Source organism: Enterobacter sp. JJBC (genome assembly GCF_036936505.1).
Lineage (GTDB): Bacteria > Pseudomonadota > Gammaproteobacteria > Enterobacterales > Enterobacteriaceae > Enterobacter > Enterobacter hormaechei_C.
Window position 1 is genome coordinate 954,729 of record NZ_CP136935.1, and the last position, 23,173, is coordinate 977,901.

General features: G+C 56.1%; 19 protein-coding genes. 11 read left to right on the plus strand and 8 right to left on the minus strand.

Annotation, left to right across the window (positions count from 1 at the left end; translation table 11 throughout):
* Window positions 1–198 precede the first annotated feature (198 nt).
* The 4 genes from fhuA to fhuB are packed head-to-tail and all read left to right on the plus strand — an operon-like array spanning window position 199 to window position 6,126.
* Window positions 199–2,409, plus strand: a complete 2,211-nt coding sequence (gene fhuA / locus RY075_RS04565) for a ferrichrome porin FhuA (protein ID WP_003856244.1) — start codon at window positions 199–201, stop codon at window positions 2,407–2,409.
* 50 nt (window positions 2,410–2,459) lie between these two features.
* On the plus strand, window positions 2,460–3,257 hold the full coding sequence (fhuC, locus tag RY075_RS04570) for a Fe3+-hydroxamate ABC transporter ATP-binding protein FhuC (protein WP_232961578.1): 798 nt from the start codon (window positions 2,460–2,462) through the stop codon (window positions 3,255–3,257).
* Window positions 3,257–4,147: a Fe(3+)-hydroxamate ABC transporter substrate-binding protein FhuD gene (fhuD, locus tag RY075_RS04575; protein ID WP_063855424.1), complete on the plus strand. Its 891-nt coding sequence runs from the start codon at window positions 3,257–3,259 to the stop codon at window positions 4,145–4,147. Before fhuC ends, fhuD begins: the two co-directional genes overlap by 1 nt.
* A complete protein-coding gene (gene fhuB / locus RY075_RS04580) occupies window positions 4,144–6,126 on the plus strand; it encodes a Fe(3+)-hydroxamate ABC transporter permease FhuB (RefSeq protein ID WP_193132846.1) in 1,983 nt (660 codons plus the stop codon). Before fhuD ends, fhuB begins: the two co-directional genes overlap by 4 nt.
* 93 nt (window positions 6,127–6,219) lie before the next feature.
* On the opposite strand, the gene hemL is transcribed toward fhuB, so the two are convergent.
* The gene (hemL, locus tag RY075_RS04585; RefSeq protein ID WP_003856235.1) at window positions 6,220–7,500 is read right to left on the minus strand and encodes a glutamate-1-semialdehyde 2,1-aminomutase; all 1,281 of its coding nucleotides are present in this window, start codon (window positions 7,498–7,500) and stop codon (window positions 6,220–6,222) included.
* Between the two features lie 177 nt (window positions 7,501–7,677).
* Here hemL and clcA point away from each other — a divergent pair, with 177 nt between their 5' ends.
* Complete coding sequence (gene clcA / locus RY075_RS04590) at window positions 7,678–9,078, plus strand: H(+)/Cl(-) exchange transporter ClcA (protein WP_109949067.1); 1,401 nt, start codon at window positions 7,678–7,680, stop codon at window positions 9,076–9,078.
* 85 nt (window positions 9,079–9,163) lie between these two features.
* Entirely contained in the window at window positions 9,164–9,508 is a 345-nt protein-coding gene (gene erpA, locus RY075_RS04595; RefSeq protein WP_003856230.1) for an iron-sulfur cluster insertion protein ErpA, read from the plus strand.
* A 58-nt stretch (window positions 9,509–9,566) separates the two neighbouring features.
* Here erpA and RY075_RS04600 read toward each other — a convergent pair whose 3' ends face one another.
* The 3 genes from RY075_RS04600 to mtnN are packed head-to-tail and all read right to left on the minus strand — an operon-like array spanning window position 9,567 to window position 11,714.
* A complete protein-coding gene (locus RY075_RS04600; RefSeq protein ID WP_003856227.1) occupies window positions 9,567–10,190 on the minus strand; it encodes a TRIC cation channel family protein in 624 nt (207 codons plus the stop codon).
* 23 nt (window positions 10,191–10,213) lie between these two features.
* Window positions 10,214–11,023 carry a vitamin B12 ABC transporter substrate-binding protein BtuF gene (gene btuF, locus RY075_RS04605; RefSeq protein WP_032608538.1) on the minus strand — a complete coding sequence of 270 codons (810 nt, stop codon included), beginning with the start codon at window positions 11,021–11,023 and terminating at the stop codon, window positions 10,214–10,216.
* Window positions 11,016–11,714, minus strand: a complete 699-nt coding sequence (gene mtnN, locus RY075_RS04610; protein WP_003856223.1) for a 5'-methylthioadenosine/S-adenosylhomocysteine nucleosidase — start codon at window positions 11,712–11,714, stop codon at window positions 11,016–11,018. Before mtnN ends, btuF begins: the two co-directional genes overlap by 8 nt.
* A gap of 82 nt (window positions 11,715–11,796) precedes the next feature.
* Here mtnN and dgt point away from each other — a divergent pair, with 82 nt between their 5' ends.
* The 3 genes from dgt (at window position 11,797) to RY075_RS04625 (ending at window position 16,181) form a co-directional block, all read left to right on the plus strand.
* The gene (gene dgt, locus RY075_RS04615) at window positions 11,797–13,311 is read left to right on the plus strand and encodes a dGTPase (RefSeq protein WP_109949068.1); all 1,515 of its coding nucleotides are present in this window, start codon (window positions 11,797–11,799) and stop codon (window positions 13,309–13,311) included.
* A 132-nt stretch (window positions 13,312–13,443) separates the two neighbouring features.
* Window positions 13,444–14,877, plus strand: coding sequence for a serine endoprotease DegP (gene degP, locus RY075_RS04620; RefSeq protein ID WP_003856219.1), 1,434 nt, complete (start codon window positions 13,444–13,446; stop codon window positions 14,875–14,877).
* 146 nt (window positions 14,878–15,023) lie between these two features.
* The gene (locus RY075_RS04625; RefSeq protein WP_003856217.1) at window positions 15,024–16,181 is read left to right on the plus strand and encodes a CdaR family transcriptional regulator; all 1,158 of its coding nucleotides are present in this window, start codon (window positions 15,024–15,026) and stop codon (window positions 16,179–16,181) included.
* Window positions 16,182–16,254: 73 nt separating this feature from the next.
* Here the strand turns inward: RY075_RS04625 and RY075_RS04630 are convergent, their stop codons facing one another.
* The 4 genes from RY075_RS04630 to map form a co-directional block, all read right to left on the minus strand.
* The gene (locus RY075_RS04630; RefSeq protein ID WP_003856216.1) at window positions 16,255–16,641 is read right to left on the minus strand and encodes a DUF3461 family protein; all 387 of its coding nucleotides are present in this window, start codon (window positions 16,639–16,641) and stop codon (window positions 16,255–16,257) included.
* A gap of 111 nt (window positions 16,642–16,752) precedes the next feature.
* The gene (dapD, locus tag RY075_RS04635) at window positions 16,753–17,577 is read right to left on the minus strand and encodes a 2,3,4,5-tetrahydropyridine-2,6-dicarboxylate N-succinyltransferase (RefSeq protein ID WP_003856214.1); all 825 of its coding nucleotides are present in this window, start codon (window positions 17,575–17,577) and stop codon (window positions 16,753–16,755) included.
* Window positions 17,578–17,609: 32 nt separating this feature from the next.
* On the minus strand, window positions 17,610–20,285 hold the full coding sequence (gene glnD, locus RY075_RS04640; protein ID WP_109949049.1) for a bifunctional uridylyltransferase/uridylyl-removing protein GlnD: 2,676 nt from the start codon (window positions 20,283–20,285) through the stop codon (window positions 17,610–17,612).
* Window positions 20,286–20,347: 62 nt separating this feature from the next.
* A complete protein-coding gene (gene map, locus RY075_RS04645) occupies window positions 20,348–21,142 on the minus strand; it encodes a type I methionyl aminopeptidase (protein WP_109949046.1) in 795 nt (264 codons plus the stop codon).
* A 321-nt stretch (window positions 21,143–21,463) separates the two neighbouring features.
* On the opposite strand from map, the gene rpsB reads away from it, so the two are divergent.
* Complete coding sequence (rpsB, locus tag RY075_RS04650) at window positions 21,464–22,189, plus strand: 30S ribosomal protein S2 (protein ID WP_003856207.1); 726 nt, start codon at window positions 21,464–21,466, stop codon at window positions 22,187–22,189.
* A 117-nt stretch (window positions 22,190–22,306) separates the two neighbouring features.
* Window positions 22,307–23,158, plus strand: a complete 852-nt coding sequence (gene tsf / locus RY075_RS04655) for a translation elongation factor Ts (RefSeq protein ID WP_003856196.1) — start codon at window positions 22,307–22,309, stop codon at window positions 23,156–23,158.
* Window positions 23,159–23,173: the final 15 nt, after the last annotated feature.

Sequence of the window (23,173 nt, forward strand, 5' to 3'; positions counted from 1 at the left end):
CACCTCAGTAACTCATTTCCTTAACCCTGTTTACAATCCTTATTAACGACCCATTTTCCGTTGATTATTTCTTAAACCCTCAATTCTTGTAGGGCCGCATATCGCTTGCTATGCCGTCAGCGTTTCGCATATTATTCTGCGGTCATAATAATAATTCTCGTTTACGTTATCATTCACCTTTTCCATCAGAGATCCATCATGGCGCTTTCCAATACTGCTCAGCCAATTAACACGTCGCTGCGTAAACTCGCAGTCGTCGTAGCCACAGCGGTTGCCGGCATGTCTGCTTACGCACAGGCCGCTGAAACCCCCAAGAAAGAAGAAACCATCACCGTGACTGCCGCACCGGCTGCACAGGAAAGTGCCTGGGGTCCTGCACCGACGATTGCAGCAAAGCGCACTGCAACGGCGACGAAAACCGATACACCGATCGAGAAAACCCCGCAGTCTATTTCCGTGGTTACACGTGAAGAGATGGACATGAAACAGCCGGGAACGGTTAAACAGGCGCTGGCCTATACCCCAAGCGTTTTCGCAACGCGCGGCGCATCAACAACTTACGATGTGGTTTCGATTCGTGGTTTTACGACCTCCAGCACCGTGAATACCAACCAGTATCTGGATGGTATGAAGTTGCAGGGAGACAACTACTCTGAAGCGTCCATGGATCCGTACTTCCTTGAGCGCGTAGAGCTGCTGCGTGGCCCGACGTCTGTACTGTATGGCAAAAGCCATCCGGGCGGCGTAGTGAGTATGGTCAGCAAGCGTCCAACCACGGAACCGTTGAAAGAAATTCAGTTCAAAATGGGGACGGATAACCTCTGGCAGACCGGGTTTGATTTCAGCGACGCGATTGACGATGACGGCGTGTGGTCCTACCGTCTGACCGGTCTGGGGCGCAGTGAAAATGCGCAGCAGGAAATGGTGAAGTCTACTCGTTACGCGATTGCGCCGTCTTTCAGCTGGCGCCCTGATGATAAAACCGATTTCACTTTCCTGAGCAACTTCCAGAGCGATCCGGATGCGGGTTACTACGGCTGGCTGCCGCGTGAAGGTACCGTTGTGCCTTACTATGATGCTAACGGAAAAGCGCACAAACTGCCGACCGACTTCAACGAAGGCGATGAAGACAATAAAATCTCCCGTCGTCAGAAAATGGTGGGTTACAGCTTCGCGCATGAATTCAACGACACCTTCACCGTGCGTCAGAACCTGCGTTATACCAAAATCAACACGCTTTACCGTTCAGTTTACGGTAACGGCTATATCGCCCCGGCCCAGATCAGCCGCGCGTACGTGCGCTCAGATGAAGACCTCAACTCGTTCACGGTTGATACACAGCTCCAGTCGAAATTCGCGACCGGCGCCGTTGACCATACCCTGCTGACAGGTGTGGATTACCTTCGTATGCGCAATGACATTGATGCTGACTACGGTACCGCCGATCCGATCAGTATGAACAATCCGCAGCACGGCAATGCGAACGTTAATGTGAACTTCCCGTATGCCATGCTCAATCGCCAGGAGCAGACCGGGCTCTATGCGCAGGATCAGGCGGAATGGGATAAGTGGGTACTCACCTTGGGTGGCCGCTATGACTTTGCGAAAACGTCTGCCTTCAACCGTAATAACGGAACCACCGCGGAAATTAACGATCAGGCATTTACCTGGCGCGGGGGGATTAACTACCTGTTCGATAACGGGATTACACCATACTTCAGCTACAGTGAATCTTTCGAACCGCTCTCTGGCACTACTCAGGGTGGTAAACCGTTCGATCCGGCACGCGGCAAGCAATATGAAGCGGGCGTGAAGTATGTTCCAAAAGATCTGCCTGTTGTGGTGACGGCAGCGGTATACCAGCTGACCAAGAACAATAACCTGACCGCCGATCCGGCGAACCCGACCAGCGGCTTCAGCGTGCAGGGCGGTGAAATCCGCTCCCGTGGCTTTGAGCTGGAAGCGAAAGCGGCGGTGTCGGCTAACGTGAACGTGACGGCGGCCTACAGCTACACCGATGCGGAATACACCCACGATACCTGGTATGAAGGTCGTCGTCCGGCAGAAGTACCGCGCAACATGGCATCCCTCTGGGCGGATTACACCTTCCACGAGACGGCGCTGAGTGGCCTGACCGTCGGTGCAGGCGCGCGTTACATCGGTAACACGGTGACGTACTACTCCTCAGCGTCGCCTAAAGCCTATGAGTCCTTTAACGTCGCGGGTTATGCCCTGGCGGATGCGACCGTGAAATACGATCTGGCGCGCTTCGGTCTGCCGGGCTCTTCCGTCGGCGTCAACGTGAACAACATCTTTGACCGTGAATACGTCTCCAGCTGCTACAGCGAGTATGCATGCTACTGGGGAGCAGGACGCCAGGTTGTTGCCACGGCGACCTTCCGCTTCTAACCTCTTTATGGGCACGGTTCGCCGTGCCCATTTTATTTAAGTTGGCTGATATGCAGGATAACAAAACGCAATCCGACTCCACCTTCACGCTCAACAATCTCTCCTTTCGCGTACCCGGGCGCACCCTGCTGCACCCGCTCTCTTTGACGTTTCCCGCAGGTAAAGTGACCGGTTTAATCGGGCACAATGGTTCCGGTAAATCGACGCTGCTGAAGATGCTGGGCCGTCATCAGCCACCGTCCGAGGGCGACATTTTGCTGGATGAGCAGCCGCTGGCGAGCTGGAGCAGTAAGGCCTTTGCCCGCAAGGTGGCCTATCTGCCGCAGCAGCTGCCGCAGGCGGAAGGGATGACGGTGCGCGAGCTGGTGGCGATTGGACGTTATCCGTGGCACGGTGCGCTCGGGCGTTTTGGCGTTGCTGACAGAGAGAAAGTGGAAGAGGCGATTGCGCTGGTCGGGTTAAAACCGCTGGCGCACCGTCTGGTGGATAGCCTGTCCGGTGGCGAGCGTCAGCGCGCATGGATCGCAATGCTGGTGGCCCAGGACAGCCGCTGCCTGCTGCTCGACGAACCTACCTCCGCGCTGGATATTGCCCACCAGGTGGACGTGCTGGCGCTGGTGCACCGTTTAAGCCAGCAGCGCGGCCTGACGGTGATTGCCGTTCTGCATGATATCAATATGGCCGCGCGTTATTGCGACTATCTGGTGGCGCTGCGCGGCGGTGAAATGATCGCCCAGGGCACGCCTGACGAGCTGATGCGCAGCGAAACGCTGGAACATATCTACGGTATACCTATGGGCATCCTGCCTCACCCGGCCGGGGCTGCACCCGTGAGCTTTGTCTACTGATGCTGGATTCAACATTCATTAGCCGCCGTCGCCTGCTGACGGCCATGGCGCTCTCACCGCTGCTGTTAAAGATGGGCCCGGCCCGCGCTGCCGCTATCGATCCGCACCGCATCGTGGCGCTGGAGTGGTTGCCCGTTGAACTGATGATGGCGCTGGGCGTGACGCCTTACGGTGTGGCCGATATTCCCAACTACACCCTGTGGGTGAATGAGCCAAAACTGCCGGACTCCGTCATCGACATCGGTCTGCGTACGGAGCCGAACCTTGAGCTTCTCACCCAGATGAAACCGTCTTATTTATTCTGGTCTGCGGGGTATGGTCCGTCGGAAGAGACCATGGCGAAGATTGCGCCCGGACGGGGCTTTTCCTTTAGCGACGGTAAAAAGCCGCTGACCATGGCAAAAAATTCCATCCACGAGATGGCGCAGTTCCTCAACCGTGAGGCTCAGGCGAAAATACACCTCGATGAATTTGATGCGCTGATTGATTCCCTCAAGCCGCGCTTTGCCCACCGTGGCGATCGGCCTTTGCTGATGGTGACCCTGTTGGATGCCCGCCATATGCTGGTCTTTGGAAATAACTGTCTGTTCCAGGAAGTGCTCGACAGCTTTGGCATTCGCAATGCCTGGGAAGGCGAGATGACGTTCTGGGGCAGTACCGCCGTGGGGATTGACCGTCTGGCGGCGTTTCGTGATGTGGACGTGCTGTGCTTCGATCACGGGAACGAGCGCGAAATGCAAACCCTGATGGCGACCCCGCTCTGGCAGGCAATGCCGTTCGTCCGCGAGCAGCGCTTCCTGCGCGCGCCAGCGGTATGGTTCTACGGCGCGACGCTGTCGGCCATGCATTTTGCCCGCGTGCTGGACAATGCACTGGGAGGCAAGGCATGAGCACGCGTATGGCCCGTTTCCCGATGTTACTGTTAGCGCTCATTTTTCTGGCTGCCCTGGCGTTAACCGGCTTTAACCTGACCACGGCGTTGCCGCGCGATCAGTGGGCAGCCGCGTTTGCCGCACCGGATATCGATAATATTCAGCAAATGCTGTTCCACTACAGCCTGCTGCCGCGTCTGGCTATCTCCCTGCTGGTCGGGGCGGGACTGGGACTGGTGGGCGTACTGTTTCAGCAGGTGCTACGTAACCCGCTGGCGGAGCCCACCACGCTGGGCGTGGCGACGGGGGCTCAGTTGGGGATCACCATCACCACTCTCTGGACCCTGCCGGGAGCGTTAACCTCGCAGTTTGCCGCGCTGGCAGGCGCATGCGTGGTCGGTGCGCTGGTCTTTGGCGTGGCCTGGGGAAAACGTCTCTCGCCGGTCACGCTGATCCTCGCGGGGCTGGTCGTCAGCCTCTACTGTGGGGCGATCAACCAGCTGCTGGTGCTGTTTCACCACGACCAGTTGCAAAGCATGTTTATGTGGAGTACCGGCACGCTCACCCAGACCGACTGGAGTATCGTTCAGCGCCTGTGGCCGCAGCTGTTTGGCGGCGTGGTGCTGACACTGCTGCTGCTGCGTCCGCTCACGCTGATGGGCCTGGACGACGGCGTGGCGCGCAATCTCGGGCTGGCGCTGTCGCTGGCGCGTCTGGCGGCCCTGACCCTGGCGATTGTGCTCAGCGCGTTACTGGTTAACGCCGTCGGCATCATCGGCTTTATCGGCCTGTTTGCGCCGCTGCTGGCAAAAATGCTCGGCGCACGCCGTCTGCTGGCGCGCCTGATGCTGGCGCCGCTGATTGGTGCGCTGATCCTCTGGCTTTCCGATCAGCTCATTCTCTGGCTGGCGCGCGTCTGGATGGAAGTTTCCACGGGCTCGGTGACGGCCCTGATCGGCGCGCCGCTGCTGCTGTGGCTCTTGCCGCGCCTGCGCAGCATTAGCGCCCCGGCAATGGATGCCGGCGATAAAGTACATGCTGAGCGTCAGTCGGTGGTGTGGTTCAGCCTTGCCGGACTGGCAGTGCTGGTTATCGCCTCGTTTGCCGCACTGTCGCTGGGACGCGACGCCACGGGCTGGCACTGGGCGACGGGGGATTTGCTGCATGAACTCATGCAGTGGCGCTGGCCGCGGATCTTCTCCGCGCTGATTGCGGGCGTCATGCTGGCGGTGGCGGGCTGTATTATCCAGCGTCTGACCGGTAACCCGATGGCAAGCCCGGAAGTCCTGGGCATCAGTTCCGGCGCCGCGTTTGGCGTAGTGTTGATGTTGTTCCTCGTGCCGGGAAATGCCTTCGGCTGGCTGATGCCTGCCGGGAGTATCGGTGCGGCAGTCACGCTGATGATTATCCTGATCGCCTCCGGGCGAGGTGGTTTCTCACCTCACCGCATGCTGCTGGCCGGGATGGCGCTCAGCACCGCGTTTACTATGCTGCTGATGATGTTGCAGGCGAGCGGCGATCCGCGCATGGCGCAGATCCTGACCTGGATTTCCGGTTCAACATACAACGCCACCGGCAGTCAGGTGGTGCATACCGGGATTGTGATGATCGTGCTGCTGGCGATTGTGCCGCTGTGCCGCCGCTGGATGACCATTCTGCCGTTGGGTGGGGATACCGCTCGCGCGGTCGGGGTGGCGCTGACGCCAACGCGCATCGCCCTGTTGCTGCTGGCCGCGTGCCTGACGGCGACGGCCACCATGACTATCGGCCCGCTCAGTTTTGTCGGATTAATGGCGCCGCATATCGCCCGTATGATGGGCTTCCGCAGGACTTTGCCACATATCGCGATCTCTGCCCTGACGGGCGGGGCGATCCTGGTCTTTGCTGACTGGTGCGGAAGGATGGTGCTGTTCCCGTATCAGATCCCGGCGGGCCTGCTGTCGACCTTTATCGGCGCGCCGTACTTTATCTATCTGTTGAGAAAGCAGAGTCGGTAATAAAAGTAAACGGCAATCCTTAGAGCGCCGTTTTAGCGTTTGCTCCCTCTCCCTGTGGGAGAGGGCTGGGGTGAGGGCATCAGGCCGCACATTTTACAGCTTCGCAAACACCTTACGCGCTGCGTCGATGGTGTTATTGATATCTTCTTCGCTGTGCGCCACGGACATAAAGCCCGCTTCAAACGCTGACGGGGCCAGATACACGCCTTCTTCCAGCATCAGGTGGAAGAAGCGTTTGAAGCGTTCCACGTCGCATTTCACCACGTCCTGATAGCAGGTCACGGTTTTCGCCTCGGTGAAGAAAATCCCGAACATCCCGCCGACGTGGTTTACCACCAGCGGAATACCCGCGTCTTCTGCGGCTTCCAGCAGGCCGTTTGCCAGCTGCGTCGTCCGGTCCGTCAGGGTTTGGTGGATGCCCGGCTGCGCCACTTCGGTCAGACAGGCAAAGCCCGCCGCCATCGCAATCGGGTTACCGGAGAGCGTACCCGCCTGGTAAACCGGACCGGTTGGCGCCAGCGCGTCCATTACGTCCTTACGGCCGCCAAACGCGCCGACAGGCATGCCGCCGCCAATGATCTTGCCGAGGCAGGTCAGATCCGGCTCGACGCCGTAGTATGACTGCGCCCCCGCCAGTGCGACGCGGAAACCGGTCATCACTTCGTCGATGATCAGCAGCGCGCCGAACTCATCGCACAGTGCGCGCAGGCCCGGCAGGAAGTCAGGCTGCGGTGGGATACAGTTCATGTTGCCCGCCACCGGTTCGACGATAATGCAGGCGATCTCCTGCGGATACTGCTCGAACGCCGCGCGAACGGTGTCCAGATCGTTATAGGTGCAGGTGAGGGTGTGTTTTGCGAAGTCAGCCGGCACGCCCGGAGAGTTAGGCTGACCGAGCGTCAGCGCGCCGGAACCGGCTTTTACCAGCAGGCAGTCGGCGTGGCCATGGTAACAGCCTTCGAACTTGATAATCTTGTCACGGCCGGTAAAGCCGCGCGCCAGACGGATGGCGCTCATGGTCGCTTCCGTACCGGAGTTCACCATACGCACCATGTCCATCGTTGGCACCAGCTCGGTGACCAGCTCCGCCATTTTAACTTCCATCTCGGTTGGCGCGCCGAAGCTCAGGCCGCGCTGAGCGGCTTCAATCACCGCGTTGCGGATCGCCGGGTGGTTGTGGCCCAGTACCATCGGGCCCCAGGAGCCGACGTAATCGACATAGGCTTTACCATCCACATCATACAGATATGCGCCATCCGCACGTTCGATAAACAGCGGGGTGCCACCCACGCCGGTAAAGGCGCGCACCGGTGAGTTTACGCCGCCTGGGATAAGCTCGCGGGCTGCGCTGTAGAGGTTTTCAGACTTGCTCATGGCGTCGTTCCTGGTTCGTAGAAATAAGTTAAGGCAACTATTCTAAGTGATTCGGAAGAGGTTATAAAATTTTTGCCCCTCAGAAGGCTTAACAATTGTTAAGTATTTTTCAGGGGACGAGGGGATTGTCTCTGGTAAAATCCCTGCGGCCATTTGTATGACGAAACAGAAAAGGTAATGAACGAGAACACTCCGTCTTTTGAACAACAGCAGTTTACGCGCGCGAAGCGCCGGGTCAGCATCCGGCGGCTGCTCAACCGTGACAAAACCCCGTTGGCCATTCTGCTGGCAGCTGCCGTTGTGGGCACGCTGGCCGGTCTCGTGGGCGTCGCGTTTGAAAAAGCCGTCAACGCGGTGCTCAACTGGCGCATAGGCACCGTCGCCAGCTTTGCGGATCGGGAATGGCTGGTCTGGGTGTGGGCCTTTGGCCTTTCGGCCCTGTTTGCCATGGTGGGCTATTTCCTGGTACGTAAATTCGCACCCGAAGCGGGCGGCTCGGGGATCCCGGAAATTGAGGGGGCGCTGGAGGAGCTACGCCCGGTTCGCTGGTGGCGGGTACTTCCTGTGAAATTTATCGGCGGGATGGGAACGCTTGGGGCGGGCATGGTGCTCGGTCGGGAAGGGCCAACGGTACAGCTGGGCGGTAACGTCGGGCGCATGGTCGGCGATCTGTTCCGTATGCGCAGCGCCGAAGCACGGCATACGTTGCTGGCGACGGGGGCGGCGGCGGGGCTGTCTGCGGCGTTTAACGCGCCGCTGGCGGGTATCCTGTTTATCATTGAAGAGATGCGCGCCCAGTTCCGCTACAACCTGATCTCCATTAAAGCGGTGTTTACCGGCGTGATTATGTCGAGCATTGTCTTTCGCGTCTTTAATGGCGAAGGGGCGGTGATTGAAGTTGGCAAGCTGACCAATGCGCCGGTCAATACTTTGTGGCTGTATCTGGTTCTTGGGATGATTTTTGGCGTCGTTGGCCCGCTTTTTAACACCCTGATTTTACGGGCTCAGGATATGTTTCAGCGCATCCATGGCGGAAATACCACGAAATGGGTGCTGGTGGGGGGCCTGCTTGGCGGCGTGTGCGGGATCCTCGGCTTCATCGAACCGAACGCGGCGGGCGGCGGTTTCGGCCTGATTCCCATTGCCGCGGCGGGGAATTTCAGCGTGGGGCTGCTGCTGTTTATGTTTATCTCGCGGGTTATCACGACCGTGCTGTGCTTCTCCTCCGGCGCACCGGGCGGCATATTTGCCCCGATGCTGGCGCTGGGAACGCTGCTGGGCACGGCGTTTGGCATGGCGGCAGCGGTTGGCTTCCCGACCTATCATCTGGACGCGGGGACGTTTGCGGTGGCGGGAATGGGGGCGCTGCTGGCGGCCTCCCTGCGCGCGCCGCTTACCGGGATCGTACTGGTGCTGGAAATGACCGACAATTACCAGCTCATTTTGCCAATGATCATTACCTGTCTCGGCGCGACACTATTAGCCCAATTCCTGGGTGGAAAACCGCTATACTCCACCATTCTTGCCCGTACCCTGGCGAAACAGGAAGCTGAACAGGCCCTGAAGCAGAATACTTGAATGAATTACCAGGGTATTAGATAATGACAAAAAGAATTGGGTGATTTTTGCCCAATAGCAGTCGCAGTATTCATGGGAGCATAAGATGAGTGATGACGTAGCGTTGCCGCTGGAATTTACCGAAGCAGCAGCGAAAAAAGTGAAAACCCTGATTGCCGACGAGGACAATCCGGATCTGAAACTGCGTGTTTATATTACCGGCGGCGGCTGTAGTGGCTTCCAGTATGGTTTTACCTTTGACGACCAGGTTAACGATGGTGATATGACTATCGAGAAACAGGGCGTCGCGCTGGTGGTTGATCCGATGAGCCTGCAATATCTGGTGGGCGGTTCAGTGGACTACACTGAAGGTCTGGAAGGTTCGCGCTTTGTGGTGACTAACCCGAATGCGACCAGCACCTGCGGGTGTGGTTCTTCGTTCAGTATTTAAGCCTGAACGCAGATTGTAGGCCCGGTAAGCGAAGCGCTACCGGGCTTATAAATGATACCTATCTTGAATTTTCATCCAGCGCAAAGGTCGGCAGCTTCAGGTGCCAGCGTATCGCCGCTAAACGGATCACCAGCGTGACCACCATCCCCAGCATCGCCGCATTCTCCAGCGGGACAGCAAAGGTGTAATACGCCGTGGCGTGAACGATCCCCCCGATGATACAGGCCGTCGCGTAGATTTCCGTTCGCAGGATCATCGGGACTTCTCGCGCCAGTATGTCGCGAATAATCCCTCCGCCCACGCCAGTTAACACCCCCATGCAGATCGCCACCAGCGGGCCAGTCCCGGCAATAAAGGCTTTGTTCACGCCTATTCCCACAAAGACCGCCAGACCGACGGCATCCAGCACCGGTAATATCCATTTTGGCAGTCTGCGAGGCTGACGAACCAGCACGATGGTTAACAGGCAGGTGACCATCGCCACCACCAGATCCGTGGGATCTTTTACCCAAAATACCGGGCCATTTGCCAGCGCCATATCGCGGATCGTTCCGCCTCCCACCGCCGTAACGACGCCGAGCACCAGTACGCCAAAAGGATCCATGCGTAGTTTTCCGGCAAGCAAAACGCCGGAGATAGCAAAAACGGCTGTGCCAAGAATATCCAGCCAATACACGAGCATCGTTAAATCCTCGAAGGGGGTGTTTATCTGTTTGAGTGACTCTCTGCCAGTTCGGCGCAGAGTTGTTTTGCGGCGAGGATAATACGCGGGCTGGCGCGTTCAAACCAGTCGCTGTTGAGTGCGATGACCGGAATTTTAAGCTGCCGATGCCAGAATTGTTCTATTTTAGGAATCTCGCTCGCATTTCCGACCACCACAATGGCCTGCGGTTGTCGCGCCAGAACCTGCTCACGACTGACCTGGGGCCAGGGGACCCGGCTTTCGGCAAAGATATTTTCACCTCCACAGGTTTCAAGCACCTGGTTCTGGATCGAACCTTTCCCGGTAGTGAACAGCGGCTGGCTGCCAAATTGCAGAAAAACGCGTTGTTTCGGTTGCGTGCCGTATCGGGCTTTTAGCGCGGCATAGTCGTTGAGCATCTGCTGTGCAGCCTGTCCGGCGCGTTGGGGGGTAGGGCTGAAGGGCGCGAGGTCACGAAGGGTTTGCGCCACCTGTTCGATGCTCACCGCGTCCACCCATTTAACCGTTATTCCCAGCGAAGAGAGCTGGTTTACCTGCCGTTCGGCATTACCGCCGCGCCAGGCGAGTACCAGATCGGGCTTTAGCGCAACGATGCGTTCCAGATTCATTCCCTGCCAGGTGGCAACCTGTTCGATTTGGGCGGCCTGCGGTGGATAATCGGAAAAGCTGCTCACCGCAACGGGCGTGATCCCGGCGGCAAACGCCAGTTCCGTATTGGCAGGGGAGAGTGTGATCACCCGCGGCGCGGCGATGAGCCAGGCCGGAGCGAACAGAAGCAGGGCGACCAGCGCCCTGAATGACACCTTACCCACGCGCCAGTTTCTGCACCAGGGTTTCCACCATCACGGTGGACTGCTTGGCCGCAACGGCCAGGAACTCGTCGAAGCTGATGTGGGACTGCTGGTCCGCTACGTCAGAGATCGCGCGAACGACCACGAACGGCACGCTGAAGTTATGGCACACGTGCGCAATGGCCGTGGCTTCCATCTCAACGGCCACAGCCTGCGGGAAGTTATGACGGATTTTCGCCAGACCAACAGAGCCGTTGATAAAGGCATCGCCGCTGACGATCAGGCCACGCACCGCATTGAGGTTCAGCTCGTTGATGCAGCTTTCAGCGGCGGCAATCAGCTTATCATCCGCTTTAAACCCGGCCGGGCAGCCCGGAAGCTGACCATATTCGTAGCCGAATGCGGTGACGTCTGCATCGTGGTAACGCGCTTCGTCGGAAACCACGATATCGCCCACTTTCAGCGTCGGCGCCAGACCGCCCGCAGAACCTGTATTAATGATAACGTCAGGCTTGCAGCGCTCAAGCAGCAGGGTCGCGCCCAGTGCCGCTGCAACTTTACCGATGCCTGATTTCAGCAGAGCCACGTCAACACCGTTCAGCTGGCCGGTGTAGATCTCACAGCCACCGAGGGAGAGGGTCTGACGGTTCTCAATTTTGTCACGCAGCAGCGTAACTTCTTCTTCCATTGCACCAATAATGCCGATTTTCATAGATTTACTCGCGATGTGCCTTGTTAAGATGCATAGTCTATCATGCGGTTAAGGGGAAACGCATTCTCACGCGGGGGAGCACATGGCACCAATCGATTTTCGCACCAAAATTAACTGGCACCGACGTTTCCGTTCGCCACAGGGCGATAAGAGCGAACATGAGATCCTGCGCATTTTTGAAAGCGATCGCGGACGCATCATCAATTCGCCCGCCATCCGCCGGTTACAGCAAAAAACCCAGGTGTTCCCGCTGGAGCGTAACGCCGCGGTGCGTACGCGGTTAACGCACTCCATGGAAGTGCAGCAGGTGGGGCGCTACATTGCGAAAGAGATCCTCAGCCGCCTTAAAGAGCAACGTTTGCTGGAAACCTACGGACTGGATGAACTGACCGGCCCGTTCGAAAGCATCGTTGAGATGGCCTGCCTGATGCACGATATCGGCAATCCTCCCTTTGGTCATTTCGGCGAGGCCGCCATCAATGACTGGTTTAAACAGCGGCTTTTTCCCTCTGATGCCATAAGCCAGCCGCTCAGCGATGACCGCTGTTTGGTACGCGATTTACGCCTGCGTGAAGGTGAAGATAGCCTGAACGAGCTGCGCCGTAAGGTGCGCCAGGATCTGTGTCATTTCGAAGGTAACGCGCAGGGGATCCGTTTGGTGCACTCCCTGATGCGGATGAATCTGACCTGGGCCCAGGTGGGCTGTATTCTTAAATACACGCGTCCCGCGTGGTGGACCGGAGAAACGCCCGCCACGCATAGCTACCTGATGAAAAAACCGGGCTATTACTTATCGGAAGAAGCATATATCGCGCGGTTGCGTAAAGAACTGTCTCTGACCCCCAATGGCCGTTTTCCATTGACATGGATTATGGAAGCGGCTGATGACATTTCTTATTGCGTGGCCGATCTGGAAGACGCGGTGGAAAAAAGAATATTCAGCGTCGAGGAGCTGTATCAGCATCTTCATGATGCCTGGGGAGAGCATGAAAAAGGTTCTCTGTTTGCGCAGGTCGTCGAGAATGCCTGGGATAAATCGCGTTCAAATTCGCTGAGCCGCAGTACCGAAGATCAGTTCTTTATGTATTTGCGAGTAAACACGCTGAATAAACTGGTGCCGTATGCAGCCGCCCGTTTCATTGATAATTTGCCGATGATATTTAGCGGGGAATTTAATCACGCCCTGCTGGAAGATGAGAGCAGTTTTAGCCAGCTTCTTGAATTATATAAAAACGTGGCTGTCCGCCATGTTTTCAGCCACCCGGATGTCGAACAGCTGGAGCTGCAAGGATACCGGGTTATCAGCGGGTTGCTGGAGATTTATGGCCCGCTGCTCCAGCTGACGGTCGATGAGTTTAGCGAGCTGGCAGATAATGAACGTGTTCGCCGCCTGCCGATTGAATCTCGTCTCTATCAGAAGCTTTCAACGCGCCACCGGCTGGCATACATTGAGGCCGTCAGTAAAATAGATCGTCATTCTTCCCAATGGCCAGTCATGGAATATTATTATCGCTGTCGTCTTATCCAGGACTATATCAGCGGGATGACAGATTTGTATGCCTGGGATGAATACCGCAAGCTTATGGCCGTTGAATAAGCCATGAGTTTTGTAAAGACGACCAATAAATTTTTACTTTTTCCATAAACTTAATCCCGGAACTAAGCGGTATAAAACGAATCTGAGTTACACAGCAATTTTGCGTTATCTGGTAAATCGAGATTGAGAAACATGAAAAAAACCACATTAGCAATGAGTGCACTGGCTCTGAGTTTAGGTTTAGCGCTGTCCCCTCTGGCGACGGCGGCCGAGACAGCTTCCTCGGCAGCGACTGCGCAGCAGATGCCAAGCCTGGCCCCGATGCTCGAAAAAGTGATGCCATCGGTGGTGAGTATTAACGTTGAGGGCAGCACAACCGTCAATACGCCGCGTATGCCGCGTAATTTCCAGCAGTTCTTCGGCGACAATTCGCCGTTCTGCCAGGACGGTTCGCCATTCCAGAGCTCCCCGTTCTGTCAGGGCGGCGGTGCAGGGGATGACGGCATGGGCGGCGGCCAGCAGCAGAAATTCATGGCACTCGGCTCGGGCGTGATTATTGATGCAGCCAAAGGCTACGTGGTGACCAATAACCACGTGGTGGATAATGCTAACACCATTAAGGTGCAGATGAGCGATGGCCGTAAATTCGATGCCAAAGTGGTCGGTAAAGACCCGCGCTCCGATATCGCGCTGATTCAAATCCAGGATCCGAAGAACCTGACGGCGATTAAGCTTGCCGACTCTGACGCGCTGCGCGTGGGTGACTACACCGTCGCCATCGGTAACCCGTTTGGTCTGGGCGAAACCGTGACCTCGGGTATCGTCTCGGCGCTGGGACGTAGCGGCCTGAATGCGGAAAACTATGAAAACTTCATCCAGACGGATGCGGCCATTAACCGTGGTAACTCCGGCGGTGCGCTGGTTAACCTGAATGGTGAACTGATCGGTATCAACACCGCTATCCTGGCACCGGACGGTGGCAACATCGGTATCGGCTTTGCTATCCCGAGCAACATGGTGAAAAACCTGACTGCGCAGATGGTGCAATATGGACAGGTGAAACGCGGTGAGCTGGGTATCATGGGTACCGAGCTGAACTCCGAGCTGGCGAAAGCGATGAAAGTAGACGCTCAGCGCGGCGCATTCGTAAGCCAGGTCATGCCGAACTCCTCGGCGGCGAAAGCCGGCATTAAAGCGGGTGACGTGATCACTTCGCTGAACGGTAAACCGATCAGCAGCTTTGCCGCCCTGCGTGCGGAAGTGGGTTCTATGCCAATCGGCAGTAAAGTGACCCTCGGCCTGCTGCGTGAAGGTAAGCCGGTTAACGTGAGCCTGGAACTGCAACAGAGCAGTCAGAATCAGGTGGATTCCAGCACCATCTTCAGCGGTATTGAAGGTGCTGAGATGAGCAACAAAGGGGCAGATAAAGGCGTGGTGGTGAACAACGTGAAAGCGAACTCACCTGCTGCCCGTATCGGCCTGAAAAAAGGTGATGTGATCATGGGCGCTAACCAGCAGCCGGTGAAAAACATCGCTGAACTGCGCAAAATTCTCGACAGCAAGCCGTCCGTGCTGGCACTGAATATTCAGCGTGGTGATACTTCTATTTATCTCCTGATGCAGTAATCATCTTAAGCCCCTGTTCGCAGGGGCTTTCTCGTTTCTGTGACCTTTCCCACAACTCCATACATCTCTCTCTGCCTTTGGGCATCTGCACAATGCAGCCTTAGCTGAACTTCCCTATGCTTGAGCTCTGCTCACGGGAGGGTTTTATGGCTGGCTGGCATCTTGATACCAAAATGGCGCAGGATATCGTGGCGCGAACCATGCGCATCATTGATACCAATATCAACGTAATGGATGCCCGTGGGCGCATTATCGGCAGCGGCGATCGTGAGCGTATTGGGGAATTGCACGAAGGGGCGTTGCTGGTGCTCTCTCAGGGGCGCGTGGTCGACATCGATGACGCCGTGGCGAAACATCTGCACGGGGTTCGTCAGGGGATCAACCTGCCGCTGCGTCTGGAAGGAGAGATTGTTGGCGTTATCGGTCTGACCGGCGATCCTGAATCGCTGCGTAAATACGGTGAGCTGGTCTGCATGACGGCGGAGATGATGCTGGAGCAGTCGCGTCTGATGCACCTGCTCGCCCAGGACAGCCGCCTGCGTGAAGAGCTGGTGATGAATTTGATCCAGGCGGAGGAGCACACGCCTGCCCTGAGCGAGTGGGCGCAGCGTCTGGGTATCGACCTGAATCAGCCGCGCGTGGTTGCCGTTATTGAGGTGGATAGCGGCCAGCTTGGCGTGGACAGCGCTATGGTGGAGCTACAGCAGCTGCAAAACATGCTGGCGACGCCGGAGCGTAACAACCTGGTGGCAATCGTCTCTTTAACGGAAATGGTGGTGCTCAAGCCTGCGCTTAATCAGTTTGGCCGCTGGGACGCGGAAGATCATCGTCGCCGCGTTGAGCTGCTCATCGAGCGCATGAAGGAGAACGGACAGCTCCGTTTTCGCGTCGCGCTGGGAAATTACTTTACCGGGCCGGGGAGTATCGCCCGTTCATGGCGAACGGCGCGCACCACCATGATGGTGGGTAAACAGCGCATGCCGGAGAGCCGCAGTTATTTCTATCAGGATCTGATGCTGCCGGTCCTGCTCGACAGCCTGCGCGGTGGCTGGCAGGCCAACGAGCTGGCGCGCCCGCTGGTGCGTCTGAAAGCGATGGACAACAACGGGCTGCTGCGCCGCACGTTGCAGGCGTGGTTCCGGCATAACGTGCAGCCGCTGGCAACGTCAAAAGCTCTGTTTATTCACCGTAATACGCTGGAGTATCGGCTTAACCGGATCTCGGAACTGACGGGGCTGGATTTAGGGAATTTTGACGACCGGCTACTGCTGTATGTGGCGTTGCAGCTGGATGAGCAGAGATAAGGTTGTGTGCGGTTTTCACCCTCTCCCTGTGGGAGAGGGCCGGGGTGAGGGCATCAGACCGCACCGGAATAACTTATTTCCGCGTCAATTTCTCAAGATCCGCTTCAATCTCGCTGATCTTATTGGTGACAACGCTTTCCAGGTGACGCAGGTCGTCAAGGATCTTACGTTTCAGATCGACTTCGCTGCGATCGCGCTGGCAGATTTGATCGAGTTCGTCGATCACGTAGCGCAGGTTAGGGCTGATTTCCTGTACTTCTTTATATCCCTGACCGATACCGTCAGCGACAACGGTCTTACGCTGGCGAGGGTATTTAAACTTCACGCTTTTGGCGAAGAACTCTCCTTTGTCCTTGTGAAAATAGATTTTCAAAATATCGTTATTGGCTTCCTGGCGAAGACTATAACGATCAATTTCATCAGGATTGGTAATGCCCAGACTTTTCAGATTATCGTACATAGCGGTACCCTTGATCTCAACATAACCTATGAATAATTAACGAAAAAATCTATTTTCGCCACCTTCGGATATAAAAAAAGCGGGGTTGCCCCCGCTTTTTGTTATACCCGATTAATCGATGGTGCGCAGCAGTTCATTGATGCCTACTTTACCGCGCGTTTTCGCGTCCACTTTTTTCACGATGACCGCGCAATACAGGCTGTATTTGCCATCTTTAGACGGCAGGTTGCCGGAAACCACAACGGAACCGGCTGGAACGCGGCCGTAGTGAATTTCACCGGTTTCGCGATCGTAAATACGGGTGCTCTGGCCAATGTACACGCCCATGGAGATCACAGAACCTTCTTCGACGATCACGCCTTCAACCACTTCGGAACGTGCGCCGATGAAGCAGTTGTCTTCGATGATGGTTGGGTTAGCCTGAAGTGGCTCAAGAACGCCACCGATGCCCACGCCGCCGGACAGGTGAACGTTTTTACCGATCTGCGCGCAGGAGCCGACGGTAGCCCAGGTGTCCACCATGGTGCCTTCGTCAACGTAGGCGCCGATGTTCACGTAGGATGGCATCAGCACGGTGTTGCGTGCGATGAATGCCCCCTGACGAACGGCTGCGGGTGGTACTACGCGGAAGCCCTCTTTCTGGAAGCGCGCTTCGTCGTAATCCGCAAATTTCATTGGCACTTTATCGAAGTAGCGGCTTTCTGCTCCGTCGATAACCTGGTTATCGTTGATGCGGAAAGAGAGCAGCACAGCTTTCTTCAGCCATTGATGAGTAACCCACTGACCGTCGATTTTTTCTGCCACGCGCAGCGCGCCGGAATCCAGCAGGGAAATAACCTGGTTTACCGCTTCACGGGTCACGGTATCCACATTTGCCGGAGTGATGTCGGCGCGACGCTCAAAAGCGGACTCAATAACGTTCTGTAACTGCTGCATTGTTTACTCTTTCCATTTCACTAAAAAACACGTCACCCTTTATCGTTTGGATTGAGGGCTGCTGTCAACCGTTGTTGCACTTCAAGTTGCAGGTCATTATTAAGGGCACGCCGGTCGGCCGTCGCGATTATAAATAAATCTTCTACTCGTTCGCCAATCGTTGTAATTCGGGCGCCGTGAAGCGAAATTCCCAGATCGGCAAAAACCTGGCCGACGCGGGCGAGTAGCCCTGGCTGGTCGAGCGCAATCAGCTCAAGGAACGATTTACGGTCGGTATGGGTCGGCAGGAAATTGACCTCGGTATCGACGGTAAAGTGGCGCAGTTTTGCCGCCTGACGGCGCGGCTGCGGAGGTTGCCAGCTGCGCTGCGTAATCGCCTGCTCAAGGCCAAAGCGTATCCCCTCATGCCTGTCCGACGACAGCGGGCTGCCGTCCGGCTCCAGCACAATAAAGGTGTCCATCGCCATGCCGTCGCGGGTGGTAAAAATCTGCGCGTCGTGAACGCTCAGGTTACGCCTGTCCAGCTCGGCACAGACCGCTGCAAACAAATAAGGCCGATCCGGGCTCCAGATAAAGATCTCCGTCCCGCCGCGTGTGGCCTGCGGGCTAAGCAGAATCATCGGTTTCGTCAGGTCGTGCTTCAGCAGATGCCGGGCGTGCCAGGCAAGCTGGTTTGGGCTGTGGCGTACAAAGTAGTTGGCGCGACAGCGCGCCCAAATCTGATGCAGTGCCTCTTCGTTGATGTCATCCATGCGCAGCAGGGCCAGCGCTTGCAACTGGTGATGGCGCACACGCTCGCGCATGTCCGGGGTATTCTGCATCCCGCGACGCAGCTGTTTTTCGGTGGCGAAATACAGCTCGCGCAGCAGGCTCTGCTTCCAGCTGTTCCACAGGGTTTCGTTGGTGGCGCAGATATCGGCTACCGTCAGGCAGACCAGGTAGCGCAGGCGGTTCTCCGTTTGCACTTCCTCGGCGAACTGCTTGATCACTTCCGGATCCTGAATATCACGACGCTGAGCGGTAACCGACATCAGCAGATGATGGCGAACCAGCCAGGCGATAAGCTGCGTTTCACGCGAGTTCAGGCCGTGCAGCTCGGCAAATTTCAGCACGTCCTGGGCACCGAGTACGGAGTGGTCGCCGCCGCGACCTTTGGCGATATCATGGAACAGAGCAGCGATCAGGATCAGCTCCGGGTGTGCCAGACGTGGCCACAGATCAACGCACAGCGGATGGCGGGATCGCGTCTCTTCTTTAGCGAAACTTTCCAGCTTCAGCATGACGCGGATCGTGTGCTCATCCACCGTATAGGCATGAAACAGGTCGAACTGCATCTGCCCGACAATATGCGACCACTGAGGCATATAGGCCCACAGCACGCTGTGACGGTGCATTGGCAGCAGTCCGCGGCTGACGGCGCCCGGATGACGAAGCATGCTCAGGAACAACGAGCGCGCCTCCGGGATGTAACACAGCGGCTGCTTCAGATGACGCCGTGCATGGCGCAGATGACGCAGGGTAGTGGAGTAGATCCCGGTGATCGCGCTGTTACGCACCATGGTATAGAACATTCGCAGGATCGCTTCCGGTTCGCGAATGAACAGCGTTTCGTCGCGCAGATCGATCAGCGTGCCGCGCAGCTGAAATTCGTCATCAATCGGACGCGGTTTTTCGTCAGCCGTCAGCGCGAGGATCGCCTCATCGAACAGCTGTAACAGCATCTGGTTCAGCTCAGAGACGCGGCGGGTGACGCGGAAGAAATCCTTCATCATTTGCTCGACCGGCTCGTTGCCCTCGCCCTGGTAATTCAGGCGCTGCGCCACGCTGAGCTGTCGGTCAAACAGCAGGCGGTTATCGTAGCGGGTGACTTCCAGGTGCAGGGCAAAACGGATGCGCCACAGCAGATGCAGACACTCATTGAGTTCGTTACGTTCGGCTTCGGTCAGAAAACCAAACCCGACCATTTCGTCCAGCGATGTTGCCCCAAAATGGCGACGGGCGACCCATTGCAGCGTGTGGATATCGCGCAGGCCACCGGGGCTGCTTTTAATATCCGGTTCGAGATTATAGCTGGTACCGTGATAGCGCTGGTGGCGCTGGTTTTGTTCTTCGACTTTCGCGGCGAAGAATTTTTCCGAAGGCCAGAAGCCGTCGCTAAAGATGTGCTTTTGCAGTTCGAGGAACAGCGCCACGTCGCCAATCAGGAGGCGGGTTTCAATCAGGTTGGTGGCGACGGTCAGGTCAGATAACCCTTCCAGCAGACACTCTTCCAGCGTGCGTACGCTGTGGCCCACTTCCAGCTTTACGTCCCAGAGCAGGGTCAACAGTTCACCGATTTTCTGCGCCCGATCGTCCGGCAGTTTTTTACGGCTTAAGATCAGCAGGTCGATATCAGAGAGCGGATGCAGTTCACCCCGGCCATAGCCGCCAACAGCAACCAGCGCGACGTCGCTCACCTGTCCGAAACCGTAGTCGATCCAGAGACGTTGCAGAAGCTGGTCGATAAATTCGGTGCGCGCTTCAATGAGCTGCTCGGCCGAAACGCCTGCGTCAAATGCGCTTCCCAGCCAGCGATGGAAAACCTCCATGTGGGCTTTGATATGCGCGCAGGACAGTTCATGCGGTGGCCAGACGCCCGGGTTATCAGGCTGGTCGGGGAGGGTGGGAAGTGCTGTGTTAGCATACTGTTCGGGTAAGAGATTACTCATCGTGCGCCACCCATAAGAAAAAGCTATCGCCATTAAAAAAGCCGGCATTCGCCGGCTTCTTATCACTCAATGTTCGTCAGTATCGCCGGGATGGTGTCATCCTTGCGCAACGTCATAATTTCGCAGCCGTTGTCTGTAACCACAATAGTATGCTCGTACTGGGCAGACAAGCTTCTGTCTTTGGTTTTTACCGTCCAGCCATCTTTCATGGTACGGATGCGGTAATCACCCGCGTTGACCATTGGCTCGATCGTGAAGGTCATGCCCTTTTGCAGCACTACGCCGCCGTCGTCTGCATCGTAGTGCAGAACCTGCGGTTCTTCATGGAACACACGACCAATACCGTGACCGCAATATTCGCGCACCACGGAGAAACCTTCCGCTTCCACAAATTTCTGGATTGCGGCGCCGATGGTGCGCAGGCGGATGCCCGGCTTCACCATTTTCAGCGCCAGGTAGAGGCTCTCTTGCGTTACTTTGCACAGACGCTCGCCCAGAATCGTTGGCTTGCCAACGATGAACATCTTAGAGGTGTCGCCGTGGTAGTCGTCTTTGATGACGGTCACGTCGATGTTGACGATGTCGCCATCTTTCAGCAGCTTCTCGTCATCCGGAATGCCGTGGCAAACCACTTCATTAATAGAGATGCAGACGGATTTCGGGAAACCGTGATAGCCAAGGCAGGCAGAGACCGCGTGCTGCTCGTTGACGATATAGTCGTTACAGATGCGATCCAGTTCGCCAGTGCTGACGCCCGGTTTCACGAACGGCTCGATCATTTCCAGCACTTCCGCGGCCAGACGACCGGCGACGCGCATCTTTTCAATTTCTTCAGGTGTCTTAATAGAGATAGCCATGTAATCTGTCCATCGGTGTCGATTTTTTCGACAATACTAGTGTAAGTGTTGTCAATGGTATCAGTCAGGCGCACCCCGTGCCAAATTGAGAATCATTAACAGCACACTCCGCCAACAATTATTGGTTTCTGGCCGTGTTTTGTGATATAAAGCGCGCCGGACTTCCGATCCATCTCAGATACACAGGCTGGACGGGAGCGACAAATCTCACTTTGTGTAACAACACACACGTATCGGCACATATTCCGGGGTGCCCTTCGGGGTCGGTAATATGGGATACGTGGAGGCATAACCCCAACTTTCAATATAGAGGTTTTAAACATGGCAACTGTTTCCATGCGCGACATGCTCAAGGCTGGTGTTCACTTCGGTCACCAGACCCGTTACTGGAACCCGAAAATGAAGCCTTTCATCTTCGGCGCACGTAACAAAGTTCACATCATCAACCTTGAGAAGACTGTACCAATGTTCAACGAAGCCCTGGCTGAGCTGAACAAGATCTCTTCCCGTAAAGGTAAGATTCTGTTCGTTGGTACTAAGCGCGCTGCAAGCGAAGCTGTGAAAGATGCTGCTAACAGCTGCGACCAGTTCTTCGTGAACCATCGCTGGTTGGGCGGCATGCTGACCAACTGGAAAACTGTTCGTCAGTCCATCAAGCGCCTGAAAGATCTGGAAACCCAGTCTCAGGACGGTACTTTCGATAAGCTGACTAAGAAAGAAGCGCTGATGCGCACTCGTGAACTGGACAAGCTGGAAAACAGCCTGGGCGGTATCAAAGATATGGGCGGCCTGCCAGACGCGCTGTTCGTAATCGATGCAGACCACGAGCACATCGCAATCAAAGAAGCTAACAACCTGGGTATCCCGGTATTCGCTATCGTTGATACCAACTCCGATCCGGACGGTGTTGACTTCGTTATCCCGGGTAACGACGACGCAATCCGTGCTGTTAGCCTGTACCTGAGCGCTGTAGCTGCTACCGTTCGTGAAGGCCGTTCCCAGGATCTGGCTTCTCAGGCGGAAGAAAGCTTCGTAGAAGCTGAATAATAAGGTTTTACCCCTTATTAGTACCGTGTATGAATAGGGGCCCATTATCGGCCCCTTTTTTCAATTTATACTGTTTGGCTCCCGGCCGGGCAGTTCACATCTCCCGAGGATTTAAGAATGGCTGAAATTACCGCATCCCTGGTAAAAGAGCTGCGTGAGCGTACTGGCGCAGGCATGATGGATTGCAAAAAAGCGCTGACCGAAGCGAACGGCGACATCGAGCTGGCAATCGAAAACATGCGTAAATCCGGTGCGATCAAAGCAGCTAAGAAAGCAGGCAACGTTGCTGCTGACGGCGTGATCATCACCAAAATCGACGGCAACTACGGCATCATTCTGGAAGTTAACTGCCAGACTGACTTCGTTGCTAAAGATGCTGGTTTCCAGGCATTTGCTAACAAAGTTCTGGACGCAGCGGTTGCAGGCAAAATCACTGACGTTGAAGTTCTGAAAGCACAGTTCGAAGAAGAGCGTGTTGCGCTGGTTGCTAAAATCGGTGAGAACATCAACATCCGTCGCGTTGCTTCCCTGGAAGGTGACGTTCTGGGCTCTTACCAGCACGGCGCGCGTATCGGTGTTCTGGTTGCGGCTAAAGGCGCTGACGAAGAGCTGGTTAAACAGCTGGCAATGCACATCGCTGCAAGCAAACCAGAATTCGTTAAGCCAGAAGACGTGTCTGCTGAAGTGGTAGAGAAAGAGTACCAGGTTCAGCTGGACATCGCGATGCAGTCTGGTAAGCCAAAAGAAATCGCAGAGAAAATGGTTGAAGGCCGCATGAAGAAATTCACCGGCGAAGTTTCTCTGACTGGCCAGCCTTTCGTTATGGATCCAAGCAAGTCTGTTGCTCAGCTGCTGAAAGAGCACAACGCTGATGTAACTGGCTTCATCCGCTTCGAAGTGGGCGAAGGCATCGAGAAAGTTGAGACTGACTTCGCAGCAGAAGTTGCTGCAATGTCCAAGCAGTCTTAATGATTGAAAAGGAGC

What these genes read in the sequence shown, in the direction of transcription:
- fhuA (WP_003856244.1), top strand. Translation starts at nt 199, where the DNA reads ATGGCGCTTTCCAATACTGCTCAGCCAATTAACACGTCGCTGCGTAAA.
- fhuC (WP_232961578.1), top strand. Translation starts at nt 2,460, where the DNA reads ATGCAGGATAACAAAACGCAATCCGACTCCACCTTCACGCTCAACAAT.
- fhuD (WP_063855424.1), top strand. Translation starts at nt 3,257, where the DNA reads ATGCTGGATTCAACATTCATTAGCCGCCGTCGCCTGCTGACGGCCATG.
- fhuB (WP_193132846.1), top strand. Translation starts at nt 4,144, where the DNA reads ATGAGCACGCGTATGGCCCGTTTCCCGATGTTACTGTTAGCGCTCATT.
- hemL (WP_003856235.1), bottom strand. Translation starts at nt 7,500, where the DNA reads ATGAGCAAGTCTGAAAACCTCTACAGCGCAGCCCGCGAGCTTATCCCA.
- clcA (WP_109949067.1), top strand. Translation starts at nt 7,678, where the DNA reads ATGAACGAGAACACTCCGTCTTTTGAACAACAGCAGTTTACGCGCGCG.
- erpA (WP_003856230.1), top strand. Translation starts at nt 9,164, where the DNA reads ATGAGTGATGACGTAGCGTTGCCGCTGGAATTTACCGAAGCAGCAGCG.
- RY075_RS04600 (WP_003856227.1), bottom strand. Translation starts at nt 10,190, where the DNA reads ATGCTCGTGTATTGGCTGGATATTCTTGGCACAGCCGTTTTTGCTATC.
- mtnN (WP_003856223.1), bottom strand. Translation starts at nt 11,714, where the DNA reads ATGAAAATCGGCATTATTGGTGCAATGGAAGAAGAAGTTACGCTGCTG.
- dgt (WP_109949068.1), top strand. Translation starts at nt 11,797, where the DNA reads ATGGCACCAATCGATTTTCGCACCAAAATTAACTGGCACCGACGTTTC.
- degP (WP_003856219.1), top strand. Translation starts at nt 13,444, where the DNA reads ATGAAAAAAACCACATTAGCAATGAGTGCACTGGCTCTGAGTTTAGGT.
- RY075_RS04625 (WP_003856217.1), top strand. Translation starts at nt 15,024, where the DNA reads ATGGCTGGCTGGCATCTTGATACCAAAATGGCGCAGGATATCGTGGCG.
- RY075_RS04630 (WP_003856216.1), bottom strand. Translation starts at nt 16,641, where the DNA reads ATGTACGATAATCTGAAAAGTCTGGGCATTACCAATCCTGATGAAATT.
- dapD (WP_003856214.1), bottom strand. Translation starts at nt 17,577, where the DNA reads ATGCAGCAGTTACAGAACGTTATTGAGTCCGCTTTTGAGCGTCGCGCC.
- glnD (WP_109949049.1), bottom strand. Translation starts at nt 20,285, where the DNA reads ATGAGTAATCTCTTACCCGAACAGTATGCTAACACAGCACTTCCCACC.
- map (WP_109949046.1), bottom strand. Translation starts at nt 21,142, where the DNA reads ATGGCTATCTCTATTAAGACACCTGAAGAAATTGAAAAGATGCGCGTC.
- rpsB (WP_003856207.1), top strand. Translation starts at nt 21,464, where the DNA reads ATGGCAACTGTTTCCATGCGCGACATGCTCAAGGCTGGTGTTCACTTC.
- tsf (WP_003856196.1), top strand. Translation starts at nt 22,307, where the DNA reads ATGGCTGAAATTACCGCATCCCTGGTAAAAGAGCTGCGTGAGCGTACT.